The organism is Echinicola arenosa (assembly GCF_014841125.1).
GTDB lineage: Bacteria > Bacteroidota > Bacteroidia > Cytophagales > Cyclobacteriaceae > Echinicola > Echinicola arenosa.
Map to the genome: position 1 here is coordinate 449,356 of NZ_JACYTQ010000004.1, position 23,150 is coordinate 472,505.

Annotated in this window: 23 protein-coding genes; 10 read left to right on the forward strand and 13 right to left on the reverse strand. The window is 39.3% G+C overall.

Going from position 1 to position 23,150, the window contains the following annotated elements; translation table 11 throughout:
- Positions 1-41: 41 nt before the first annotated feature.
- From IFO69_RS14020 to IFO69_RS14040, 5 genes are all read left to right on the forward strand, one after another.
- On the forward strand, positions 42-416 hold the full coding sequence (locus tag IFO69_RS14020) for a co-chaperone GroES (protein ID WP_192010751.1): 375 nt from the start codon (positions 42-44) through the stop codon (positions 414-416).
- Positions 417-541: 125 nt separating this feature from the next.
- Positions 542-2,107, forward strand: coding sequence for a glycerol-3-phosphate dehydrogenase/oxidase (locus IFO69_RS14025; RefSeq protein WP_192010752.1), 1,566 nt, complete (start codon positions 542-544; stop codon positions 2,105-2,107).
- Between the two features lie 4 nt (positions 2,108-2,111).
- On the forward strand, positions 2,112-3,614 hold the full coding sequence (glpK, locus tag IFO69_RS14030; RefSeq protein WP_192010753.1) for a glycerol kinase GlpK: 1,503 nt from the start codon (positions 2,112-2,114) through the stop codon (positions 3,612-3,614).
- A 25-nt stretch (positions 3,615-3,639) separates the two neighbouring features.
- On the forward strand, positions 3,640-4,377 hold the full coding sequence (locus IFO69_RS14035) for an MIP/aquaporin family protein (protein ID WP_192010754.1): 738 nt from the start codon (positions 3,640-3,642) through the stop codon (positions 4,375-4,377).
- A gap of 32 nt (positions 4,378-4,409) precedes the next feature.
- Complete coding sequence (locus tag IFO69_RS14040; RefSeq protein ID WP_192010755.1) at positions 4,410-5,597, forward strand: 6-bladed beta-propeller; 1,188 nt, start codon at positions 4,410-4,412, stop codon at positions 5,595-5,597.
- A 59-nt stretch (positions 5,598-5,656) separates the two neighbouring features.
- Here the strand turns inward: IFO69_RS14040 and atpC are convergent, their stop codons facing one another.
- The 3 genes from atpC to IFO69_RS14055 all read right to left on the reverse strand — a co-directional run bounded on the left by atpC (position 5,657) and on the right by IFO69_RS14055 (position 8,219).
- Complete coding sequence (gene atpC / locus IFO69_RS14045; protein WP_192010756.1) at positions 5,657-5,902, reverse strand: ATP synthase F1 subunit epsilon; 246 nt, start codon at positions 5,900-5,902, stop codon at positions 5,657-5,659.
- 94 nt (positions 5,903-5,996) lie between these two features.
- Positions 5,997-7,499 (reverse strand): F0F1 ATP synthase subunit beta, encoded by a 1,503-nt coding sequence (atpD, locus tag IFO69_RS14050; RefSeq protein WP_192010757.1) that lies wholly within the window; start codon positions 7,497-7,499, stop codon positions 5,997-5,999.
- 228 nt (positions 7,500-7,727) lie between these two features.
- Positions 7,728-8,219, reverse strand: coding sequence for a C40 family peptidase (locus IFO69_RS14055; RefSeq protein WP_192010758.1), 492 nt, complete (start codon positions 8,217-8,219; stop codon positions 7,728-7,730).
- Positions 8,220-8,411: 192 nt separating this feature from the next.
- Here IFO69_RS14055 and IFO69_RS14060 point away from each other — a divergent pair, with 192 nt between their 5' ends.
- Entirely contained in the window at positions 8,412-8,654 is a 243-nt protein-coding gene (locus tag IFO69_RS14060; RefSeq protein WP_192010759.1) for a hypothetical protein, read from the forward strand.
- A 5-nt stretch (positions 8,655-8,659) separates the two neighbouring features.
- Here the strand turns inward: IFO69_RS14060 and coaE are convergent, their stop codons facing one another.
- From coaE to IFO69_RS14095, 7 genes are all read right to left on the reverse strand, one after another.
- Complete coding sequence (gene coaE / locus IFO69_RS14065) at positions 8,660-9,265, reverse strand: dephospho-CoA kinase (protein ID WP_192010760.1); 606 nt, start codon at positions 9,263-9,265, stop codon at positions 8,660-8,662.
- The gene (locus IFO69_RS14070; RefSeq protein WP_192010761.1) at positions 9,258-10,223 is read right to left on the reverse strand and encodes a CdaR family protein; all 966 of its coding nucleotides are present in this window, start codon (positions 10,221-10,223) and stop codon (positions 9,258-9,260) included. Before IFO69_RS14070 ends, coaE begins: the two co-directional genes overlap by 8 nt.
- Before the next feature lie 9 nt (positions 10,224-10,232).
- Positions 10,233-10,553 (reverse strand): preprotein translocase subunit YajC, encoded by a 321-nt coding sequence (gene yajC, locus IFO69_RS14075; RefSeq protein ID WP_192010762.1) that lies wholly within the window; start codon positions 10,551-10,553, stop codon positions 10,233-10,235.
- 2 nt (positions 10,554-10,555) lie between these two features.
- Positions 10,556-11,092: a DUF1573 domain-containing protein gene (locus IFO69_RS14080; RefSeq protein WP_192010763.1), complete on the reverse strand. Its 537-nt coding sequence runs from the start codon at positions 11,090-11,092 to the stop codon at positions 10,556-10,558.
- Between the two features lie 13 nt (positions 11,093-11,105).
- Positions 11,106-11,408, reverse strand: coding sequence for a YtxH domain-containing protein (locus tag IFO69_RS14085; protein WP_192010764.1), 303 nt, complete (start codon positions 11,406-11,408; stop codon positions 11,106-11,108).
- A gap of 13 nt (positions 11,409-11,421) precedes the next feature.
- On the reverse strand, positions 11,422-12,606 hold the full coding sequence (gene nusB, locus IFO69_RS14090) for a transcription antitermination factor NusB (RefSeq protein ID WP_192010765.1): 1,185 nt from the start codon (positions 12,604-12,606) through the stop codon (positions 11,422-11,424).
- Between the two features lie 160 nt (positions 12,607-12,766).
- Positions 12,767-13,867, reverse strand: coding sequence for a Glu/Leu/Phe/Val family dehydrogenase (locus IFO69_RS14095; RefSeq protein ID WP_192010766.1), 1,101 nt, complete (start codon positions 13,865-13,867; stop codon positions 12,767-12,769).
- Between the two features lie 147 nt (positions 13,868-14,014).
- Between IFO69_RS14095 and IFO69_RS14100 the strand changes: the two genes are divergently transcribed.
- The gene (locus tag IFO69_RS14100) at positions 14,015-15,802 is read left to right on the forward strand and encodes an ABC transporter ATP-binding protein (RefSeq protein WP_192010767.1); all 1,788 of its coding nucleotides are present in this window, start codon (positions 14,015-14,017) and stop codon (positions 15,800-15,802) included.
- A gap of 1 nt (position 15,803) precedes the next feature.
- Here the strand turns inward: IFO69_RS14100 and IFO69_RS14105 are convergent, their stop codons facing one another.
- From IFO69_RS14105 to IFO69_RS14115, 3 genes are all read right to left on the reverse strand, one after another.
- Complete coding sequence (locus IFO69_RS14105; protein WP_225444139.1) at positions 15,804-16,418, reverse strand: hypothetical protein; 615 nt, start codon at positions 16,416-16,418, stop codon at positions 15,804-15,806.
- Between the two features lie 235 nt (positions 16,419-16,653).
- A complete protein-coding gene (locus tag IFO69_RS14110; RefSeq protein WP_192010768.1) occupies positions 16,654-19,053 on the reverse strand; it encodes a ribonucleoside-diphosphate reductase subunit alpha in 2,400 nt (799 codons plus the stop codon).
- Positions 19,054-19,086: 33 nt separating this feature from the next.
- Positions 19,087-20,070: a ribonucleotide-diphosphate reductase subunit beta gene (locus IFO69_RS14115; RefSeq protein ID WP_192010769.1), complete on the reverse strand. Its 984-nt coding sequence runs from the start codon at positions 20,068-20,070 to the stop codon at positions 19,087-19,089.
- A gap of 978 nt (positions 20,071-21,048) precedes the next feature.
- Between IFO69_RS14115 and rplU the strand changes: the two genes are divergently transcribed.
- The 3 genes from rplU (at position 21,049) to IFO69_RS14130 (ending at position 23,143) form a co-directional block, all read left to right on the forward strand.
- On the forward strand, positions 21,049-21,360 hold the full coding sequence (gene rplU / locus IFO69_RS14120) for a 50S ribosomal protein L21 (protein ID WP_192010770.1): 312 nt from the start codon (positions 21,049-21,051) through the stop codon (positions 21,358-21,360).
- 35 nt (positions 21,361-21,395) lie between these two features.
- Entirely contained in the window at positions 21,396-21,656 is a 261-nt protein-coding gene (gene rpmA / locus IFO69_RS14125) for a 50S ribosomal protein L27 (RefSeq protein WP_192010771.1), read from the forward strand.
- Between the two features lie 323 nt (positions 21,657-21,979).
- On the forward strand, positions 21,980-23,143 hold the full coding sequence (locus tag IFO69_RS14130) for an HlyD family secretion protein (protein WP_192010772.1): 1,164 nt from the start codon (positions 21,980-21,982) through the stop codon (positions 23,141-23,143).
- The last annotated feature ends 7 nt before the right edge of the window (positions 23,144-23,150 follow it).

A 23,150-nucleotide genomic window follows, 5' to 3' on the forward strand; every position in this document is an offset into this window, starting at 1 on the left:
TATTCGGGGTGCTTTTTGTTTTTAATTCAAGTGAACTAACAATGCGGTTGACGGAAGACAATAAGCTTAAAAAGCTGGTAGTAGTAGGTGATCGGGTATTGATCAAACCTAAAAAGGCCACCGAGAAGACCTCAAGTGGTCTTTACCTCCCTCCTGGTGTCCAGGAAAAGGAAAAGGTACAGCAAGGCTATATCATAAAGGCCGGTCCAGGTTATCCCATTCCCATGCATGTGGAGGAAGATGAGCCTTGGAAAGAAAAGGAAGAGAACATTCGGTATGTGCCGCTCCAAGCGAAAGAAGGTGATTTAGCCATTTTCTTATTGAATGGAGCTCATGAAGTAATTTATGAGGGAGAGAAATTCTACATTGTCTCTCAAAATGCCATTTTGATGCTGGAAAGAGAAGAGGAGCTTTAATAGCTCCTTTTTTTGCGCCTACTTTCGAAAAAGGCATAGCTATAATTGGATTTTAGCCGAACCTAAATTGGTTTAGGCGTTCATTTTTTTTAACTTATCCAATGTATTTTTAATGATGACTTCCTATGGATCGAGCCCGTAACCTCCAGCAGTTAAAAGATGATGATAAGATTTGGGATATTGCGATCATTGGAGGAGGGGCCTCAGGTTTAGGAGTAGCCTTGGATGCATTATCCAGAGGGCTAAGTGTTGTACTTTTTGAACGCTCAGATTTCGCAAAAGGGACTTCCAGTAGAAGCACTAAATTGGTTCATGGTGGTGTCAGGTACTTGGCCCAAGGGGATGTGCTGCTGGTTTGGGAAGCCTTGAGAGAAAGAGGGAGGATTTTGAGAAATGCCCCTCATTTAGCTCATGTGCAACCTTTTGTCATTCCTATCTATTCTTATTTGGGGAAACTCAGGTATACTCTTGGGCTTAAGGTTTATGACTGGATGTCAGGTTGGTTGAGCCTTGGAGATTCTTATTTTATTTCAAAAGAAGAAACTATTCAGCGGCTACCTCAAATTAAGCAAGAGGGATTGCTTGGTGGGGTAGTGTATCATGATGGGGAATTTGATGACGCAAGACTGGCTTTGGCAATTGCTCAGACTTGTGATGATTTGGGTGGGCTAATGTTGAATTACACTCCTGTGACTGCTCTATCGAAGGATGAAAATCAAAAAGTTGCCGGGCTTAAAGTAAGGGATGCTCTTGGCAAGAAAAACTATCAGGTGAAAGCTAAGATGGTGGTAAATGCGACAGGCGTATTTGCCGATAAAATTTTGAGGATGGATCAACCGGAAGTAGCAAAGATGATTCAGCCGAGCCAAGGGGTGCATTTGGTTTTGCCCAATGAATTTTTAGGAGGGGTTGATGCGTTGATGATTCCAAAAACTTCTGATGGTCGTGTGCTTTTTGCAGTGCCTTGGAAAGGTAAGCTGGTGATGGGGACTACAGATACATTGAGAGAGAAGGCAAAACAGGAACCAGAAGCATTGTCTAGGGAGGTTTCTTTTATCCTAAATACAGCTGGCTTGTATTTGACCAAAAGGCCAAGCAGAAAAGATATTTTAGCTGTTTATGCCGGATTGAGACCTTTGGCAGCCCCTAAAGAAGGAAAAGTCAAAACAAAAGAAATATCCAGAAACCATAAGATTATTGTCGCTGATTCGGGTTTGGTGACCCTCACAGGCGGTAAATGGACCACGTTTAGGAAGATGGGAGAAGATACGGTCAATTATTTTCATAGAATAACTGGTGAAAAATTAATCGTGAGTAAATCATGGGAAGTTAAAATACATGGTTATGGGGAGGTTATTTTGGAAGGTCATTGGAAAAAATATGGCAATGAAGCGGTCAAGATTCTTCAAATGATCAAGGATAATCCGAATTATGCAAAACTTCTTCATGCGGACTACCCTTATACTGCTGGTGAAGTGGTCTGGGCTGTAAGGGAGGAAATGGCCATGAAGGTGGAAGATGTGTTGTCCAGAAGAATGAGAATGTTGATTCTGGATACCAAGGCTGCATTAGAGATGGCACCATTGGTGGCCAAACTGATGGCCGTGGAATTGAAAGAAGACGATGTATGGATCAATAAGGAGTTAGAAGATTTTGAGAATATAGCTAAGAAGTATTTGATTAAAATATAAAACAATGACCCAAAATAACCAATTTATCATGGCGCTGGACCAAGGCACAACTAGCTCCAGGGCCATTCTTTTTGATAGGAAAGGTCAAATTGTCGCCTTAGCCCAAAAGGATTTCGAGCAGTTTTTTCCTAAGTCTGGTTGGGTGGAGCACGACCCCGCTGAGATCTGGACCTCACAGGCCTCAGTCATCTTGGAGGTAATTGCCAAGGCAGAGATTGAACCTAATCAGATCGCTGGAATCGGTATTACCAATCAAAGGGAAACGACTATTCTTTGGGACAGGGATACAGGAAAACCACTGTATAAAGCGATAGTATGGCAGGATCGACGGACTTCGGCCTATTGTAATGAACTGAAAAGAAAGGGCTATTCTGAAAAAATAAGTAAGAAGACCGGGTTAATCATTGACGCCTATTTTTCCGCTACAAAGATCAAGTGGATTTTGGATCATGTGGATGGAGCTCGTCAAAAAGCAGCACAAGGAAAAATATGCTTTGGGACGGTTGATAGTTGGTTGATCTGGAAGTTGACAAAAGGAAAGGAACATATTACCGACATTACCAATGCTAGCAGGACCTTGGTTTTTAATATTCATGAAAAAAAATGGGACAAAGAACTGTTGGAGTTATTTGATATTCCTGAATCCATATTGCCCAAAGTCAAGTCAAGCAGTGAAGTGTATTGTACTACGGCTGGCGATGTATTGTCTTCGAAAATTCCCATAGCCGGAATTGCAGGAGATCAGCAGGCTGCACTTTTTGGGCAGTTGTGTACACGCCCTGGTATGGCAAAGACTACCTACGGAACTGGCTGTTTTTTAGTGATGAACACGGGGGTTGAACCTGTGGCATCCAAGAATAAATTACTTACGACCATTGCCTGGGAAATCAATGGTAATGTCCAGTATGCATTGGAAGGTAGTGTTTTCATCGGTGGAGCGGCTATTCAGTGGCTTAGAGATGGTATCAAAATCTTTCAACAGGCTGAGCAAAGTGAGTCCCTTGCCACCAGTGTAGAGGATAGTGGCGGTGTCTATTTTGTTCCAGCCCTGACAGGCTTGGGAGCACCCTACTGGGATCAAGATGCCAGAGGAGCCTTCTTTGGAATTACAAGAGGGACTACTCAAGCACATTTTGCAAGGGCGGGTCTGGAAGCCATCGCTTTTCAGGTTTATGATGTCCTCAGTGCGATGGAAAAGGATGCAGGAGAGAAAACAAAGGAAATGAGGGTTGATGGAGGTGCTTCAGCCAATAATTTTTTGATGCAGTTTCAAGCTGATTTGATTCGAAGTGAAGTTAAGCGGCCAAAGATAACTGAGACTACTGCTTTGGGAGCAGCTTACTTGGCTGGCTTAGCTGTAGGTTATTGGGAAGATGAGGCTGCTTTGGAGCAGCTATGGGAAGAAGATGCAAGTTTTGAACCTAAATTGGAGGAGGATATTGTAAAAGAGAAACTTCATTTTTGGCACAAGGCTGTTGAGCGAACCAAAGACTGGGAAGAAGAATGATTTTTTACACTTTCAGAAGTACCTTATGAATATTTATTTAGCTGAATTTATCGGAACGGCGCTGTTACTTACCATGGGGTCAGGAGTCGTGGCCAATGTAGTGTTGAAGCAAACCAAGGGAAATAACAGTGGTTGGATGGTGATTACTACAGCCTGGGCTTTGGGCGTATTTATTGGTGTAGTTGTCGCGGGACCATATAGCGGTGCCCATCTTAATCCAGCTGTGAGTGTGGGGCTGGCAGTTGCTGGTTTATTTGATTGGGCATTAGTGCCGGGTTATGTTGTTGCACAAGTTTTAGGAGCTGCTTTTGGGGCAAGTGTTGCTTGGTTGATATACAAGGATCATTTTGATGCTACTGATGATCAAGGTTTGAAGTTTGCTCCTTTCGCAACGGTTCCTGCCATTAGAAACTATTTTTCGAATTTCCTTTCAGAAGTGGTGGGTACGTTTGTGTTGATATTTGTGATTTTGTATTCCACTGGAGCCAATTTGGAAGATCCCAATAATACTCCAATTGGGCTAGGTGCTTTAGGAGCTTTGCCTGTGGCTTTTTTGGTTTGGGTGATTGGTCTGTCACTAGGAGGTACCACTGGTTATGCAATCAACCCCGCTAGGGATTTAGGACCTCGCTTGGCCCATCAAGCTTTACCGATCAAAGGGAAGGGAGGAAGTGATTGGGCATACAGCTGGGTGCCTGTATTAGGGCCTTTGGTTGGAGCTTGCTTGGCAGCTGTTTTATTTTTATTATTGGGGTCAAACTAATTTTTGTAGAAAATAAATCGAATTTTTATCAAATGAGTAAATATTATTTTTTAGCGCTGGCTTTATTAATGGCCTGCACTAAAGCGAAGGAAACAATCAAAAATGATGTAGAGACGATTGTCATCAATACTGAGGAAATAGAGGATAGTGTGGACATCTCTTCTGTAATTAAAGAAATCCGTTTTGTGCCACTTGAAGACAAAGATGGTGATTATTTGAAGGGAGCGGATAGGGTTTTGATTACAAAGGATCATTATATCTTATTTGATCGATTTAATTCAGATGAAGTCAAAGTCTATGATAGGCTGGGGAAGTTGGTCAAGCAAGTGGGTGAGAAAGGGCCGGGGCCATTAGAAGTACGACAAATAAATGATTATTGGTTAAATGAAGAAGGCTGTTTGGAGATCTATGATTTCAACCTGAAAAAAATTGTGGTTTTTGATAAGGAATTTATTGCTGACAGCTCATTTAGGACCAAAGACCCACTTATATTTAGTAGTGTTACCAAGTTAATAGGCCATGAGGGGTATGTTGGATTTAAATCATATAGTCCTTATAATGGTCCATTTGATAATGAATTTTATAAACTGGGTTTCTTGGATAAAGATTTCAGTTTAGAAAGTACGGCATTGAATTATTTTCCTGAATTAGACGGAGCTTTAGTGACTACTCCAATAAGTCCATTTGAGAGATATAGGGATTCAATAAGGTTTTATCAAAATTTTGATCCAACTATTTATCATGTACAATCACCAGGTGTTTTGGTAAAACGTTTTGCTATTCAATACCAGCCTAACCCTATTCCAAACAATTGGGAGCAGCAAATTATTTTGCCGAATGTGGCATATTTTAAATCCCATGATAGGGATTTTGGTAAGATCCAGTCTCTTTTTGAGGGGAAATCTAGATTTGGAGGCGAGTGGAAGGAGTCTAGTCGTTATGCGTTAATTAGGTCCTTTGATGAAGGAAATAAAGGGTTTCATTCTCTTTACTCAAAATCTGAAAATAAAGTGATAGCCAATGGTAGAGCCTTTTTTGAAAATGAACGTTATCATATAGCATTACCCCCTATTCAGGTGGTAGATGAAGAAAATGAGATTTTTGTGGGAGTTTGGCAAGGAGCTTTATTGAAGGAATACATCCTTATGGAAAACAGTCCGTTTCATGAAAAAATAAAAGATGAGGAAAGCTTTTACCTGATAGAGGTGACGTTTAAGTGAAACAAAAAAAGCGAACCAAATTTGGTTCGCTTTTTTTGTTTATCTCAATGCTTAGCTGATTAATCCAGGATTTTTTCAGCTAAAAGAATAATTTCATTATCTCTAACTTCCACTACACCGCCGTCTACTTCTAGAGATTGCTTGCCGTCATTGGTGGTGTAGGAAACAGTTCCTTTTGCCAGTGCAGATACAATAGGAGCGTGGTTTTTCAATACCTGAAAAGCACCTGAAGCGCCTGGGAAACTGGCTTCAGATACTTCTCCATGAAATACCTTCTTGTCCGGTGTTATGATTTCTAAATGCATGTTGCTGCTAGTTTGGTTTAAAAAATCACAGGGAAAAGCAGACGAATAAGCTTTTACCCTGTGATTTGTTCCTCTAAAAGGAAGAGGTGTTTAATTATTTAACTTCAGCGAGCATTTTCTCACCTTTGGCGATAGCATCATCGATGTTACCTACCAAGTTGAATGCTGCTTCAGGAAGGTGATCCAACTCACCGTCCATGATCATGGTGAAGCCTTTGATGGTATCTTTGATGTCTACAAGCACACCTTTAAGGCCTGTAAACTGTTCTGCAACGTGGAAAGGCTGAGACAAGAATCTTTGTACCCTTCTAGCTCTGTGTACAACTAACTTATCTTCTTCAGAAAGTTCTTCCATACCAAGGATGGCGATGATATCCTGAAGTTCTTTATAACGTTGAAGTAATTCTTTTACTCTAGTAGCACAGTCATAGTGCTCATCTCCCAAGATACCTGGCTCAAGGATTCTAGAAGTAGAGTCCAAAGGATCTACTGCTGGGTAGATACCTAGCTCGGCAATCTTACGGGAAAGTACTGTAGTGGCATCCAAGTGGGCGAAAGTAGTCGCAGGAGCCGGGTCAGTCAAGTCATCCGCAGGTACGTAAACGGCCTGTACGGAAGTAATGGAACCGTGCTTGGTAGAGGTAATTCTCTCCTGCATGGCACCCATTTCTGTTGCTAGTGTAGGTTGGTAACCTACCGCTGAAGGCATACGTCCCAAAAGGGCGGATACTTCAGAACCAGCTTGGGTAAATCGGAAGATGTTATCGATAAAGAATAGGATATCTTTACCAGCGCCGTCACCTTCACCATCACGGTAATATTCAGCTAGAGTAAGACCTGTCAAGGCTACTCGAGCACGAGCACCAGGAGGTTCGTTCATCTGACCGAACACAAATGTTGCCTTAGATTCTTTTAATTTATTAAGATCTACTTTAGAAAGGTCCCATCCTCCTTCGTTTTCGAGAGATTCAACAAATTCATCACCGTAAGTTACGATTCCTGATTCGATCATTTCTCTCAAAAGGTCATTTCCTTCACGGGTTCTTTCACCAACGCCTGCAAATACGGATAAACCTGAATAAGCTTTGGCGATGTTGTTGATCAATTCCTGGATCAATACAGTTTTACCTACACCGGCACCACCGAAAAGACCAATTTTACCTCCTTTTGCATAAGGCTCGATCAGGTCGATAACTTTGATACCTGTATAAAGCACTTCAGTGGATGTAGACAAGTCTTCAAATTTAGGAGCATGTCTGTGGATAGGTAGTCTGTTTGGAGAGTCTACTTTAGGAAGACCATCGATTGGTTCACCAACAACGTTGAACAAACGCCCTTTGATTCCTTCTCCAGTTGGTACAGAAATAGGAGTGCCCATATCGACAGCTTCCATGCCTCTTACCAATCCTTCTGAGGAATCCATTGCGATAGTTCTAACACGGTCTTCACCGAGGTGTTGTTGAACTTCCAATACTACTTTTTGACCATTCTCCTTGGTGATTTCGAGTGCGTCCAGGATATTCGGTAATTTTCCCCCTTCGAATGAGATATCTACTACGGGGCCAATCACCTGAGTTATCTTACCAGTATTCGCCATTTTTGTGTATTAATGTAAAAGGAATTAATGCAATTCTATTATTCGACTGCAAAATTAACTAATAATGGTTAATACCAAAGGATGTTTCAAAAATTAATCCACTTTAGGTCAATTTTTTATAAGTTACATTTCTGATTTACAGATTGGAAGAGGCCTTTTTCAAGAGGTGAATTTTGGAAAGTCGTTTTATGACTAAACTTTTGCTAATCGCTAAAATTGCTGTTAAAATTATAAATACCTCCTTGCCCGTACAAATCTTGGGTTCCAGTAGGTAGAGAAGAGATTGTCTTCCGTAACTCCCAAAGAAGATGAAGAGTGAATAAATTGGATGCTGCGCCTGCCAGTGTCCGTCACAATTCCCGCATGAGTCACTTTATTCCTTTTCTTGCCGGTAGCAAAGAAAACCACATCTCCTATTTCCAGCTTTTTTATTGATACTTTTTTTCCTGTTTTGCTCTGCTCGCTAGAGGTTCTTGGGAGACTTATTCCAACACTATTGAATGACAAATAAAGCAAAGCGGAACAATCCATGCCCGACCGGGTGGTGCCGCCGTATCGGTAAGGAGTGCCTCGATATGATTTAGCGGTTTGGACGACAGTGTTTACATTGCGGCGGTAGGCTTTTTTAGAAGCGGAGCAGGAGCCAAAAAAGATCAAAATGAGCAGGTAAGGTACTAGAAGAATTGTGCGCTTAGCTTTGAGACGTTTTGGTAGTGTCATTGGTTTGGTAAATCGTTTTTCAATTATACTGAAGTATCTTGAGCTAAGCAATATTAGCCTAATGACTTGAGAGCCGAAATTAACCACGAAAAAGAAAAAATATTCATAGTCTGAAACTTGAAGTTAACATGGATGGTTAATAGTTTTATACTTTAGTGAAAAACACGAAGTTGGAAACTCATTGATAACAAGATGATTAAAGAAGATTTTAAAAAATTGCCTTTGCACAAAAAGATCAATAAGCTCTACACCGAGGGGACCTTTGTGGTGGGGATTAGGTATTATACGCACAAGGTGAATTTATATCTTCTAGACAATGAATATGTAGAAGTTTTTTATAACCATAAATTGGATAAGATCGACAAAATAGATTTTCTAAACCATGAACATACAAGGATGAAGTTCTATTTGGATCAGATCAATTTGAAGCTATAGTCTTTTTATTTCAAGAGCAACAACTTATTGTGTATTTTTAGGACTTGCGGGATCAGTTGTTGGTTTTCCGTATTTTTGATTATAAAGTCCGCCAACTTATTTTTATCGGTATCTGGCAATTGTCGATCAATAATCGCATTGATTTGTTCCTCTGAGCGCTGTGGGTCTCGCATGAGAACCCGACGAACACGAAGCTTTACAGGAGCGCTTACATTGATGACTTTATTTAGTTCTTTATAAGAACCTGTTTCAAAAAGAAGAGCCGCTTCCTTGAGTACATATGGCGTATTTTGTTTATTCGCCCAAGATTCGAAATCCAATTTGACCGCAGGGTGAACCAAATTGTTGATTTTTTTTGTCTTCTGTTCGTCAGAAAAGACTTCATTGGCCAAATATAGTTTGTTCAAACTTCCGTCAGGGAGAAAGGCTTCTTTACCGAAAGTGTTTTGTATTTCCTTTTTTAAGGTTTCATTATGGGCCATAAGCCATTTTGCCCGATCATCAGCAGAGTAAATGGGGATACCTAAAACGGAAAAAATTTTAGCAGCAGTAGATTTTCCTGCGCCAATACCTCCTGTGATTCCGACGAGTAATGGCTTTTGATCAGTCATAGCTTAATTTAAACGTATTTGGCTCAATCTCTACCGACTTGATGTAATTGGGAAGATTTAGTACTTCTATAGTGACGGTACTGTCCTCCTTATTTCTATGTCTATAATTGAGGATTCCTTCAAACTCAAGGTCCCTTAGCTCAGAAACCTTTCTTTCATCTACTCTATAATTCATGAGAACAGACGTAACATCCCTAGAGAGGGTGACATTTTTAGGGAAATTCTCTTCTCTGATTTTCAACCTTTTGTTGCCTTCAAGAAATGCCACGACTTCAAAAGTCACTTGAATGTTTTTAGGAGAAAACTCAATAAATGGTTGCAAATCCTCAGGCATCTCTATAGGTGCTGATTGATTGAAATTTTCTTGAATGCCGGTTTCATTTAACGCAATAACCAAAGAGTCTCCCAAAGCATTTATTTTAGACTCAGGGCCTTTTATATGGACTGATATGGGGTCAATGATGATTTCACTGGCATATTCATGATGAGGAGCGAGTTCCAAAGTTGATGTGTCGATTTTGACAATTAGATCACTTTCGATGATTTTATCAAAGTCAAACTTCAAGGTGTCTGTCAGAATTGCCGAAAGGTTGGTTGGGGCTAAAATTTCACCAAGACTTCTTCTGTATTCGGAAGAAAGCAAATAATCCTGCTTGTCAGGATTGGACAGCTCTATAGCAAAGGGGTTTACATTGAAATTGAAATATTTCCTGAAAAGGTCCCAGCCATTGCCATTGATTTCAATTTTGATTTCAGATGGCAGCTCTTTGACTGCCATGTATTCTTCTGCATTGTACTGGAATTCAATGGGGTAGTTGACTACTGTGGAATAGTTGTCTTTGTTCAATGCGTTTAAAACCCAAAAAGTGGTGGCTGCTATTACACACAGAGCCACCACTTTGATGTCAGATGCTTTCTTTTTTTGAAGCTTCCCGAAGTATTTTTGAAATCTACTCAAGATCTCAGCTTATTTAGTTTCGTTGATTTTTTTTGAGAATTCAGCGGATACGGCTGATTTTTCAACTTTGATTTTAAAACCTCTGTCCAATTCTAGGATGACAGTGTCTCCTTCAATGCTGCTCACTTTAGCGTGAATTCCACCGATGGTTATTACTTGATCTCCTTTTTTAATGGAATCGATAAAGTTTTTGGCGTCTTTTTGCTTTTTCTGCTGTGGTCTGATCATGAAGAAATACATGATCAAAATGATGCCACCAAAAAGAAATATCTGTCCATAAATGCCGCTTCCTCCGGCACCTTGCGCTTGTAATAATATTGTACTTATCATGATTACTTTTTCACCGGACCAACGGTTTTGCTGGCAGTGGTATTTGTGTTTACTGTTCCTTTTAATTTTAATCTGGTCACACTTGGAGAAGTGTTGGCCGTAATGGTCACTGTAGGGCTTTGAGCTCCTGCTTTGCCTGCAGAGTTAAAGCTTACTTTTACATGTCCTTCTTCTCCTGGCTTGATAGGTTCCTTGGTCCAGTCGGGAGTGGTACATCCACAAGAGGCTTGGATATTGGAAATGACCAGTGGTGATTTGCCGTCATTTTTGAACTTGAATATGTGTTCTACGACTTTTCCCTGATTGATTGTCCCGAAGTCGTGCTCCATTTCATCAAACTTAAAACTACCCAATGTAGAAGGATCTATTTTTGCCACACTTTGCACATTGCTTGGCTTTGCCATGGCACTATTTTGATCTTCTTCCAGTTTGGCAATTTTTTGTTCTAGTTCTGCTATTTTCTCTTTGTTTTTTGTTTCACAACTTGATACAAAAAGAGAACCTGCAAGGAAGATTGCAGGCAAGAATAAATATTTCATACTGGATTAACGCTTAGTTGTTTTCTTTATTGATTTGGTCAATGAGCTTATTCACATCACTAAGTAGGTTTTCAGCTTTGTCCTTAGCTTCTGAGATTACTTTTTTACCTTCAGATTTTGCTTCATTCATTGGAAGATCTTTACCTTCCATAAGGTCTTTAATGATATCCTCAAGTTCTGCTTTGTATTTTGATAGTTGGTAAGAAAGTTTGTCTCTTGTGTTATTTCCTGAGTCAGGTGCAAATAAAACCCCTAATGCAGCTCCTACGCCTGCACCGAGTACAAAAGCTAAAATAGAATTACTTTGTTTGCTCATAATAAAATAATATTTACTTGTTATCTAAAAGGCCACGTCCACTTTTACGGATTTTCCCTTGATCGGTTAGTTCCTTAGCCAAAACATCCAATAACCCGTTTACAAACTGCTTGCTTTTTGGGGTACTGTAGGTTTTAGAAATATCAATATACTCATTGATTGTCACTTTCACAGGGATACTTGGGAAAAACGACATCTCTGTGATAGCCATTGAGATAATGATTTTATCCGTAGAGGCAACACGTTCAATGTCCCAGTTTTTGGTTTTTTCCGCAATTAACGCTCTGTTTTCTCCGTCATTTTCAATAGTCAAGTTAAAGATGTTTTGGAAAAATTCCTTGTCCTCTTCCCAGTTTATAGCGATCTCTGGAAGGGTATATTCTTCACCTACTTCTACTTCTTCAATGTTTTTCAGTACCTTAATGGCTAAACTTCGCACTACCGCTTTGTTTTCTGTCCAGTTCAGATCTTTTTCAGAGAAATAACTAAGTATGGCTTCTGTTTTGAAAATGATTTTTTTAATGAGGTCCTGGAGAATATCCAAGTCGTCTTCCTTAGAAGGTTCACTTATCTTGATATATTCTTGATATTTGTCCCAAGGTTTGACATATTCTCTAAACCATTCTTGAATTTCCAATTCCAGCTCTTCCACATCTGCCTGTTGACGAATTGTTTCGCTGGTAAAAGCAGGGTCGTTTTTAAGGAAGTCAAGGATTTTGTTTTCCGCCAAATTGAGCTCTCCAGAAAAGGCGGAAACGTGTTCTTGGTTTAGTTTCCTTTTTCGGTCATACTCATTTTTGACATGATTACTAAAGCCAATAAGGATTTGAATGACATTGAGATACAGTTGAGGAATGTTTTCAGCTGCACTCACCATATTTTTCCTAAGGAATTCAAGATCTTTTTGGTTATTATGGTGGTACAGGTTTACGGCTTTGATGGCTTCAGACTTGATTTTTGTACCATGTTCACCGGAAGCAATCAGTGATTTATTGTTCAGGTTTTCGGAAAAAAGAGCAATGGTGGTTTCTGCATCCTTTTTTAGCTGAGGCTTGTCTTGAACCTCCATGCTGTTAAGGTCTGGCAAAAATGCTTCCCTTACATAATCTTTGGCTAAATTTAGATTAGATGCCTTGCATTGCTCGTAAGCATATAGGTTTTGGAAGGCCTTAACTCTAAGTATTCTTCTGTTTAACATTACCTGAATATAAAGAACGTAAATTTATGTTTAAGACTAAGCTAGTGACCAAAAACTGCCTCCATACTTATCTCAGGCAAAGGTAGAAAATAAAAAGACCAAATGCACGGAATTTATCATTCATTGCATTTGGTCTTAATGAAAATGTATTGGATGGAGCTTAGTAAGTCGATTTTACCTTACCAATGCTTTGAATTCTGTTCCATGCCATTTCAATAGCTGCTTGCTGAGATGGGATTTGGTCTTTTTCAGACTTGTTTAAGATTGCGTAGCAAGTGTCATAGATTTTCTCTGCTTGCTGGTAAGCTAGTTCCCTGTTGTATCCGCCTAAGTATTCAGCGTATACATTGATTAATCCACCAGCGTTGATCAAAAAGTCAGGAGCATAAACGATCCCTCTATCCAAAAGAATCTGTCCATGTTTTTCTTCGTTTTCAAGCTGATTGTTTGCCGCACCAGAGATTACCTGGCATTTTAATCTGCTCAAAGTATCATCATTTACTGTGGCACCAAGTGCACAAGGAGCGTAGATGTCCATGTCTACATCATAGATTTCATCAGGTGCTACCACTATAGCTCCAGTATTTTGGGCTACATCCTTCAACCTGTCTTCAAAGATATCAGTAATGTAAACCTTGGCTCCCTCTTTTACTAAATGGTCGATAAGGTGTCTTCCAACCTGACCGATTCCCTGAACAGCGATTTTCTTTCCATTCAATGAGTCAGTTCCATAGGCTTTTTTAGTGGCTGCCTTCATGCCTAAATAGGCACCATAAGCAGTTACAGGAGATGGATCTCCACCACCACCTTTGATTTCAGGAAGTCCGGTTACATGAGAAGTTTCCATGGCGATATATTCCATGTCGCTCGTCTTCATGTTGACATCTTCAGCAGTAATATATTTTCCGCCCAAGCTTTGAACAAATTTACCAAATCTTCTAAGGAAAGCTTCGTTTTTAAGTTTAGGGTCGCCTATAATAACTGCTTTACCACCTCCAAGGTTAAGCCCTGTAATGGCCGCTTTGAAAGTCATGCCTCTAGAAAGTCTCAATACGTCGGTGATGGCTTCCTGCTCGGAAGTGTAATTCCACATTCTGGTGCCGCCCAATGCCGGGCCCAAAACAGTGTTGTGGATGCCGATGATTGCTTTTAGACCTGTGGCTTCATCATAGCAGATGACCAATTGTTCGTGTCCCAAAGAAGTGATTTGTCCATATATGGATGCTTCTTTGATTTTTTCCTCCGTTTTAACCTCTATCATATGAACTTTGATGTTTAGATTATGTTATATTTGGGTATGTCTTTAGGTTTGGGGGAGTATTTAGAATTTAATACTCTTTTAGTCCCCTGTAAAGCTACATAAAAGATTATTATAAAACAAAACAAGGTATTTTAAAGTTTTTATTTCGTGAGCTCACTCTGGCGATTGAATAAGTATTTGTATAAATATAAGGGATATCTCCTTTTAGGTATTCTCTTTACGATCATTTCCAACATTTTTGTGATGATTCCAGCACAGCTGGTGAGAATTGCCATCGATTATGTGGTGGAAAGCTTCAGCTTTTATCAAATGTTCGAGCAAGGCGGGGGAGCTGAAAATATTAGAAGTGCTTTCTTGGATTTTATTTTTGTTTTTGGAACCCTTATTTTGGCCATGGCTTTTTTAAGAGGCTTTTTCCTTTTCCTGATCAGACAGACCATTATTGTCATGTCAAGGTTGATAGAGTATGATCTGAAAAATGAAATTTTTGAGCATTATCAAAAGTTACCTTTAAGCTTTTATAGGAAAAACAGTACAGGAGATCTGATGGCAAGGATTACTGAGGATGTGAGCAGGGTAAGGATGTACTTTGGGCCTGCATTGATGTATGGGATCAACTTGATCGTGCTATTCCCTTTGGTGATTGGCTATATGTTGACGGTAAATGTGCCTTTGACGATTTACTCTTTATTGCCTTTGCCAGTTCTGTCCATTAGTATCTATGTGGTGAACAATATGATCAATGAGCGATCAGAAAAGATCCAGCGAAGTCTGTCCGGGCTGAGTACTTTTGTTCAAGAATCTTTTTCCGGTATTCGGGTTTTAAAGGCTTTTGTGCGGGAAGAAGACAGTAGCCAAAATTTTGAGGCGGTCAGTGAGGAGTATAAAGATAAATCAATCAGCCTTACCAAGGTCCAATCTTTGTTTTTTCCACTTATCATGGGATTGATTGGTATGAGTACCATCATTACAGTATATGTTGGAGGAAATCAGGTTATCGAAGGAGCAATAGGATATGGGGTGATTGCCGAGTTTATATTGTATGTGAATATGCTTACTTGGCCAGTGACTTCATTGGGTTGGGTAACCAGTATCATCCAAAGGGCAGCAGCTTCACAGACAAGAATCAACGAGTTTTTGGATGAGCAAAATCATATTCAAAGTGAAGAGAACCTTACCTTAGACATTGAAGGCGCCATTTCTTTTAATCATTTGTCTTTTGTATATCCTGATTCAGGGATTCAAGCGATCAAGGACATTAGCTTCAGCATTGCACCTGGTGAATCTCTCGCGATTATTGGGACTACAGGTTCTGGAAAGTCTACTTTGGCGAATTTGTTAATGCGTATGTATGATAGTACCTCAGGAGATATTTTTATAGATGGAAAAAATATCAAAGCTTATGATATTTCTCACTTGAGAAAGAATATAGGCTATGTACCACAAGATGTCTTTCTTTTTAGTGATACCATTACCAATAACATTGGGTTTGGTTTAGATGAAATACCACAAGAGGTGGTAGAGCAAGCAGCCAAAGATGCAGATGTTTATCAAAATATAATTGACTTCCCCAAAGGTTTTAACACTAAACTTGGGGAAAGAGGGATTACATTGAGTGGTGGGCAAAAGCAAAGGGTGTCCATTGCCAGGGCAATCGCCAAGGATCCAGCAATTTTATTACTGGACGATTGCCTTTCAGCCGTGGATACCAAAACTGAAAATGTAATCCTCAATGCTTTAAAGGGGATAATGGAAGGAAGGACCTCCATCATTATTTCTCACAGGGTTTCATCAGCGAAGCTCGCTGATAAAATCATCGTTCTGGATGATGGACATTTGGTGGAAGAAGGTTCTCATGAAGTCCTAATGGCACAAAAAGGCGTTTATGCCGAACTTTATGAAAAGCAGACATCAGGGGAAGCAATGGAAGAATAGATTACCAGTTGGTGTTGTAGTCAGGTCTTTGGCGACTGTCTTTTATTTTTCCTCCTCCAAATTGGATGCCTAGCCCTATGCTAAAAAAGTTGCTGATGTCACTGCCAGTGATGTGGTAAGTGGCGTTCATTCTGAATTTTCCCGACACAACACCAATTCTGGGAGCGAAGCCAAAATTGACGGCGTTGCTTTGTCTGTTGATGATGGTGCCATCATCAGAGTCAACGATCTCATAATCACTTCTTCGGTACATTCCTGTTGTCAATCCTATAAAAGGTCGGGTATTTTCACTTCCAAATTGATATTCAGAAGTGAAAGAAAGGTTACTAATGGCTTGAGCCTTAAAAATGGCCTCTTGATGATTGAATAGTGATTCTCCTTCTCCTAGTATATTGCTGGCAATCTGTATCCCAAGATGAATATGATCATTTATCCCATATCTTGGTTCTACAAAGAAGCCTCCACCCGTAGTTAGTTCAGAAGTGGTAGGAAAAGTTAAATTAATTCCCACATCTACTTTAAATGGTTTATAAACTTTTTCTACTCCAACTTTTTGTGCATAAAGCAGTGTAAATGTCGGAAAGAGGCAAATCGATAGGAGTATGAGTTTTTTCATCTATGATTAATATCAAGTGAAACTTTTAATATAGGACTGAATCAGTTGAGAATTGGTGTAACTCGCTTTTGATCAGTCCGAAATATAATGTTTTATCTTCATAGTGCTGTAAATCTCTTGTCAATTTTTTAGAATAATGATATTTGAGTGATGTTGATTAAAAACAGGATCACAAAAAAAAAGTGTCCGATCACCTTCGGACACTTTTCTGTTTTTAGCTATTTGATTTATATGTTTAGCTTCCGCACATTTCACAATCGTCTGGATTATCCAAAGAACATGCAATTGCATCTTGATTGTGGGATTTGGACTGATCAGCACTTGGTTGTGTAGGTTGTGGTGTGCTATTCAAGTTTGACTTGTCCACAGTGAACTGGATGGCACTAGTGGCAGCTTTGGATCTCAAATAATACATTCCAGTCTTAAGTCCTTTTTTCCAAGCATAAAAGTGCATGGATGTCAATTTGCCAAAGTTAGGTTCTTGCATAAAGACGTTCATGCTTTGAGACTGACAAATATAAGCACCTCTATCGGCAGCCATGTTGATAACCACTTTCTGGGAGATTTCCCAAACTGTTTTATAAAGGTCTTTGATGTTTTGAGGAACTTCAGGCATTGCTTGGACAGAGCCGTTGGCAGCAATGAGTCGGTTCTTCATATTATCATTCCATAAGCCTAATCTGATCAAATCTTTCATTAAGTGTTTGTTGACCACTACGAATTCACCTGAAAGTGTTCTTCTGGTGTAAATGTTTGAAGTATATGGCTCAAAACACTCATTATTTCCAAGGATTTGAGAAGTGGAGGCTGTAGGCATTGGTGCAACCAAAAGAGAGTTTCTTACGCCGTATTTAGCTACTCTTGCTTTAAGGTCATCCCAGTTCCATCTGCCGGATTTAGGCGTTACTCCCCAAAGGTCAAACTGGAATTTACCTTCAGAAACAGGGGAGCCTTCATAGGTTTCATACGTACCATGTACTTTTGCCAGTTCCATGGAAGTTTCCATAGCTGCGAAGTAAATGGTCTCGAATATATCTTCGTTTAAACCTTGGGCTTCTTCAGAGTCAAAAGGCATTCTCAGCATGATGAAGGCGTCGGCAAGTCCTTGAACACCGATTCCAATTGGGCGATGTCTGAAGTTGGACCTTCTTGCTTCTTCTACTGGGTAGTAATTGATATCAATTACCTTGTTAAGGTTCTTGGTGGCCACTTTGGTGATTTCATAGAGCTTTTGATGGTCAAAAGACTTTTTGCCCTGGCTATCTGTTTTGATAAATTTGGGCAATGCGATAGACGCCAAGTTACAAACCGCTACTTCATCAGGAGAAGTATACTCCATGATTTCTGTGCACAGGTTGGAAGACTTGATGGTTCCCAAGTTCTTTTGGTTTGACTTGCTATTGGCAGCATCCTTATATAACATGTAAGGAGTACCTGTTTCTATTTGAGATTCCAAGACCTCAAACCAAAGCTCTTGCGCTTTTACCGTTTCTCTTGCGCGCCCTTCCTTCTCGTATTTTTCGTAAAGTTTTTCAAATTCTTCCCCGTAGCATTCAGATAGTCCAGGAGCTTCGTTTGGACAGAACAAAGACCATTCTTCGTTTGCCTCAACTCTCTTCATGAAAAGGTCAGATATCCAAAGTGCGTAGAAAAGGTCACGGGCTCTCATCTCTTCTTTACCGTGGTTTTTCTTCAACTCCAAGAAATCCTTGATATCCGCATGCCATGGTTCTAAGTAAATAGCAAAGCTTCCTTTTCTCTTACCACCACCTTGGTCAACATAACGTGCCGTCATGTCGAAGTTTCTCAACATCGGAACGATGCCGTTGGATACACCGTTTGTGCCACGGATGTAAGAGCCTTTTGCCCTGACATTATGAATAGCAAGACCAATACCTCCAGCAGACTGGGAGATCTTGGCACATTGTTTCAAGGTATCATAAATCCCATCGATACTATCGTCTTTCATGCTTAGCAAAAAGCAAGAGGATAATTGAGGTTTTGGTGTACCGGCATTAAAGAGCGTAGGTGTAGCATGCGTAAACCATTTCTCTGAAAGCAAGGTGTAAGTTTCAATTGCTGCTTCAATATCTTCTTTATGGATACCGATGGCCACCCTCATCAACATGTGCTGAGGTCTTTCTACAACCTTGTCGTCCAGTTTGATCAGGTAACTTTTCTCTAAAGTCTTATAACCGAAGAAATCGTAGTTGAAGTCCCTGCTGTAATCAATTACTTCATCCAATCTAGCAGCATATTTTTTAACGATCCCATAAACGTCGGGAGCAATTAAAGCTGCGTTTTCACCAGTTTTAGGGTTGACATAAGTATACAGCCTTTTCATGGTATTAGAAAAAGACTGACTAGTGGTTTTGTGCAGGTTGGAGATGGCAATTCTAGCAGCAAGAATTGCATATTCAGGGTGCTTCACTGTAAGAGAAGCACAGACCTCTGCAGCAAGGTTGTCAAGCTCAGAAGTGGTGACTCCGTCATAAAGTCCATCGATCACCTTTTTGGCGACTTCAATCGGCTGGATATAGCGGGAGTCCAATCCGTCACAAAGGTTTTCTATTCTTGTGGTAATTTTATCGAATCTAACTGATTCTCTTCTACCGTCTCTTTTAATTACTAACATGCTAACTTGGGGATTTAGGGAGTGAAAAAAAAATTAAAAGTCTTCTTCTATGGAAAACTTAGAAGAATCAGAAGCGTCTTTACCTTTCATGACACCTGCCTTCTGATAATCACCAACACGCTTCTCGAAGAAATTGGTTTTTCCTTGAAGGGAAATCATGTCCATAAAATCAAACGGATTGGTGCTGTTCCAAACCTTTTCACAGCCCAACTCTACCAATAGTCTGTCGGCCACAAACTCGATATATTGGCACATCAAATCCGCATTCATTCCTATCAATCTTACCGGAAGGGCATCAGTAACGAATTCCTTTTCTATGGCTACAGCATCTTGAATAATTTCAGATACAGTTTCTTTAGGAAGGGGATTGTTGATGTGGTTAGTGTATAAATGACATGCAAAGTCGCAATGCAATCCTTCGTCTCTTGAGATCAACTCATTGGAGAAGGTAAGCCCTGGCATCAAACCTCTTTTCTTTAGCCAGAAGATAGAACAGAAGGATCCGGAGAAGAAAATTCCTTCCACTGCTGCGAATGCAATCAAGCGCTCTTGAAAATTTCCTTTGTCAATCCACCTTAAAGCCCATTCTGCTTTCTTCTTTACGCAGTCCAAGTGTTCGATTGCATTGAACAAACGGTCTCTTTCAGCAGCATCCTTGATATAAGTATCGATAAGCAAGCTGTAAGTTTCAGAATGGATGTTCTCCATGGCAATTTGGAAGCCATAGAAAAACTTTGCTTCTGTATATTGTACTTCAGCGACAAAGTGTTCGGCCAGATTTTCGTTTACTATGCCATCACTTGCAGCAAAGAAAGCTAAGACGTGCGAAATAAAATGACGTTCGTCTGCAGTCATGTTTTTCCAGTCTTTTGGATCCTGGCTAAGATCAATTTCTTCAGCTGTCCAGAAACTTGCTTCAGCTTTTTTGTAAAAATCCCAAATGTCGTCGTGCTGGATTGGGAACAATACAAATCTACTACTATCTCCTTGTGCTAATATGGGTTCCGGTTTTTGCATCACAATAAGTCAGTTATATTTATCTAAGTTTTTTATCCTTATTAAGTAGTTGGCTTACACAATTTTCGCTTTCATTGCTATAAATATCCTGAAAAAAGACATTTTTTCGTAGAGCCTTACAACAAATATGACCAAGAAATTTTAAAAATAAAACTTCGATCATGGTGTGTGATCTTAGTTATTGACTTTTGGTCAAAATAGGTATAATTATCTAAATGTCAATGTTTAATGTGTGTTAATTTAAAGTTAAAATTCTATTAAAACGCTTCATATTGGGCTGTAGAGGCCTTTCAAAAAAAGTAAAAAAAACTTTCACCAACTGGTACATGTTTAAAATTTGACTTTTAGTCAATTACCGGATTGAGTTACAAGATGCTGTTTGTCAGTATATTGTGTGTTTATTGATTGCTCAATGAAACAACTGTCTGATTATCAAATCTTAAAAATATGCAAAGAAATAAGCGGTAATTTTTAATAAAAAAGATATCGGTCAATTCTTGTAAGTTGAGGGAATTTAATTACTGATAAATTCATCAATAGAGATAAACAATATGGGTTGTTTTAAGATTCAATTCTAAAACAGAGGTGAAGGTATGATACCTGTTGGTTAATATATTTATATGTATATCCGTAATTTTACCAGTATAAAGATTAAAAGCGAGTAGAAACTACCCTTTTTATTAAAGTATTGACGCCGGTCTTCAGACTTCAGTTCTACCTGGCAGTTAGACAGGCTTCCTACCACTTGAGCAAAGGATGTAAGGTTACTGGCATCATAGCGGATAATCAGAATATTATATCCTCGCTTGATTTAGGAAGACATTGAAAGGAACTTATTTTAGTTTGATTTTATAATCAATATGGTTTACCGCCTAAGTCTTTGTTACTGAAGTTTTTTAATAAAATTTAAGAGCAAGTTTTTTACATATGGAAAACATCCGTATATTTGCACCTCAATTTTGATAAAAAGTTCTTAGTATGTACGCAATAGTTAACATAGCAGGAAAGCAGTTCAAAGTAACTAAAGATCAATTTGTCTACGCACCAAAGTTGCAAGGCGATGTTGACGCTTCCGTTGAATTCGATGAGGTATTGTTGGCAGATGACAACGGTACAGTATCGGTAGGTGCCCCTACACTGGCTGGCGCCAAGGTGACAGGAAAAATTCTTGATCATGTAAAAGGTGACAAAGTAATCGTCTTCAAAAAGAAAAGAAGAAAAGGTTACAAAAAGAAAAACGGTCACAGACAAGAATTCACTAAATTACTTATTGAAAACATTACACTATAAGGTTGTCTTAGGATAGCCCTAAAACATTAAAAGTTATGGCTCACAAGAAAGGTGTCGGTAGTTCTAAAAACGGTAGAGAATCTCATAGTAAACGACTTGGCGTGAAGAAATTCGGTGGCGAGTCTGTAATTGCGGGAAATATTATCGTTAGACAAAGAGGAACCAAGCATCACGCTGGAGTAAATGTAAAAGTGGGCAAAGACCACACACTATTTGCTGTAGCTGATGGTAAAGTAGAATTTAAGAAAAAGCACGATGGTAAATCTTATGTAAGCGTTATTCCTGCAGAAGCATAAGATTTTATTAGCGAAAAGCATTAGAATATAAGCTACTCCTGAAAAGGGGTAGCTTTTTTTGTTTATCGCCTGAAATGATAAATTTTTTGAGGAATGGTTGTGGCTCTTACTGTAAAGTAATTGAATTGATAATTTAATCATATTTATTTTTTAAGGTCGATTTACGAGTTTGTCTCACTTATCTGTTTTTTGATGACAAAAAGATGCTGGATCATTACATCTGCTTTTTTATTTATACTTTCAAGTGAATTATACCAGTGTTCAGGCCTTTTTATTTTATCTATTTATGATCTATATTATTCCTGCTTTAAAGTTTTTTTTTAATGAGAACGATCTTTCCAGCAGCGATAATCCAACATACAACCGAGTACTACCAAAGTACTATTTCCGTCAAGTCTAAAGTGATCTACATTAGTTTATTGCTTGGCATTATAGCTGTTTTGGCAAGCCTCCCTTTCATATTTGTAGATGTATCTGTAAGTGCAAGGGGCAGGTTCCAGACTTCATTGGGAAGGAATGAAATTTATGCGCCAGTCTCTGGGAGGGTTTCTGCTTTGACCATTGTCGAAAATGGCTCTGTTAATAAAGGTGATGTTTTGGCAGAGATCAAATCTGACCAAGTAGATTTGGAAATTGATGGGCTAGATAATCGGAGGACGATGGTTCAGAGTTTTATTGCTGATTTGCGGAAGCTCATGAAACTAACACCGTATAGTGTGGATGAATTTTTAGGGAGGAGCTTGAATTCAAAATATTATCAAGCGGCCTTTTTTGAATATGTATCAGAGATACAGCAATTGCAAACTGTATTGGAAAAAGAGAAAAGGGATGTCAAACGTTCAAAAGTGCTTTATGACAGTAAGGCCATTTCAGCCTCCCAATATGAAGAAGTAAGGGCCAAATTTGAGCAGGCGCTTTCAGATTTGGACATCTACCAAAGTAAAAAGATGTCTGCTTGGGAGCAAGAGCTAAGTGATTATCAAAACGAGTGGGAGCAGCTGGTCAATGATAAGAAGCTGCTTAGAGATAGGCTCCATCAGTATAAGATTGTGGCTGGCGTGTCTGGGACTATCATCAATTTTGAGAATATAAAAACTGGAGATTTTGTGTTTGCAAACCAAAAAATAGCGGAAATATCACCTGACAGTACTCTTAAGGCTATCGCTTTTTTGCCTCCTTCTGATATTGCTTTTGTCAAGCCAGGACAGAAGGTGTACTTCCAAGTGGATGCCTATGATTATAATCAATGGGGATTGTTGGAAGGGAAAGTGGAGCAAGTTTCAAAGGATATCAATATGATCAGCGAGAACCAAGTGGCTTTTCGGGTTATTTGCAATATTGAACAGGAAGCATTGTATTTGAAAAGCGGAGTGAAAGGTGATATGAAACGGGGGATGACATTCAATGGTCGTTTTTTGGTAACTGAAAGAAGTTTATATCAGCTTTTATATGATAAAGTGGACGATTGGCTGAACCCTTCTATGTAGAGAGTTA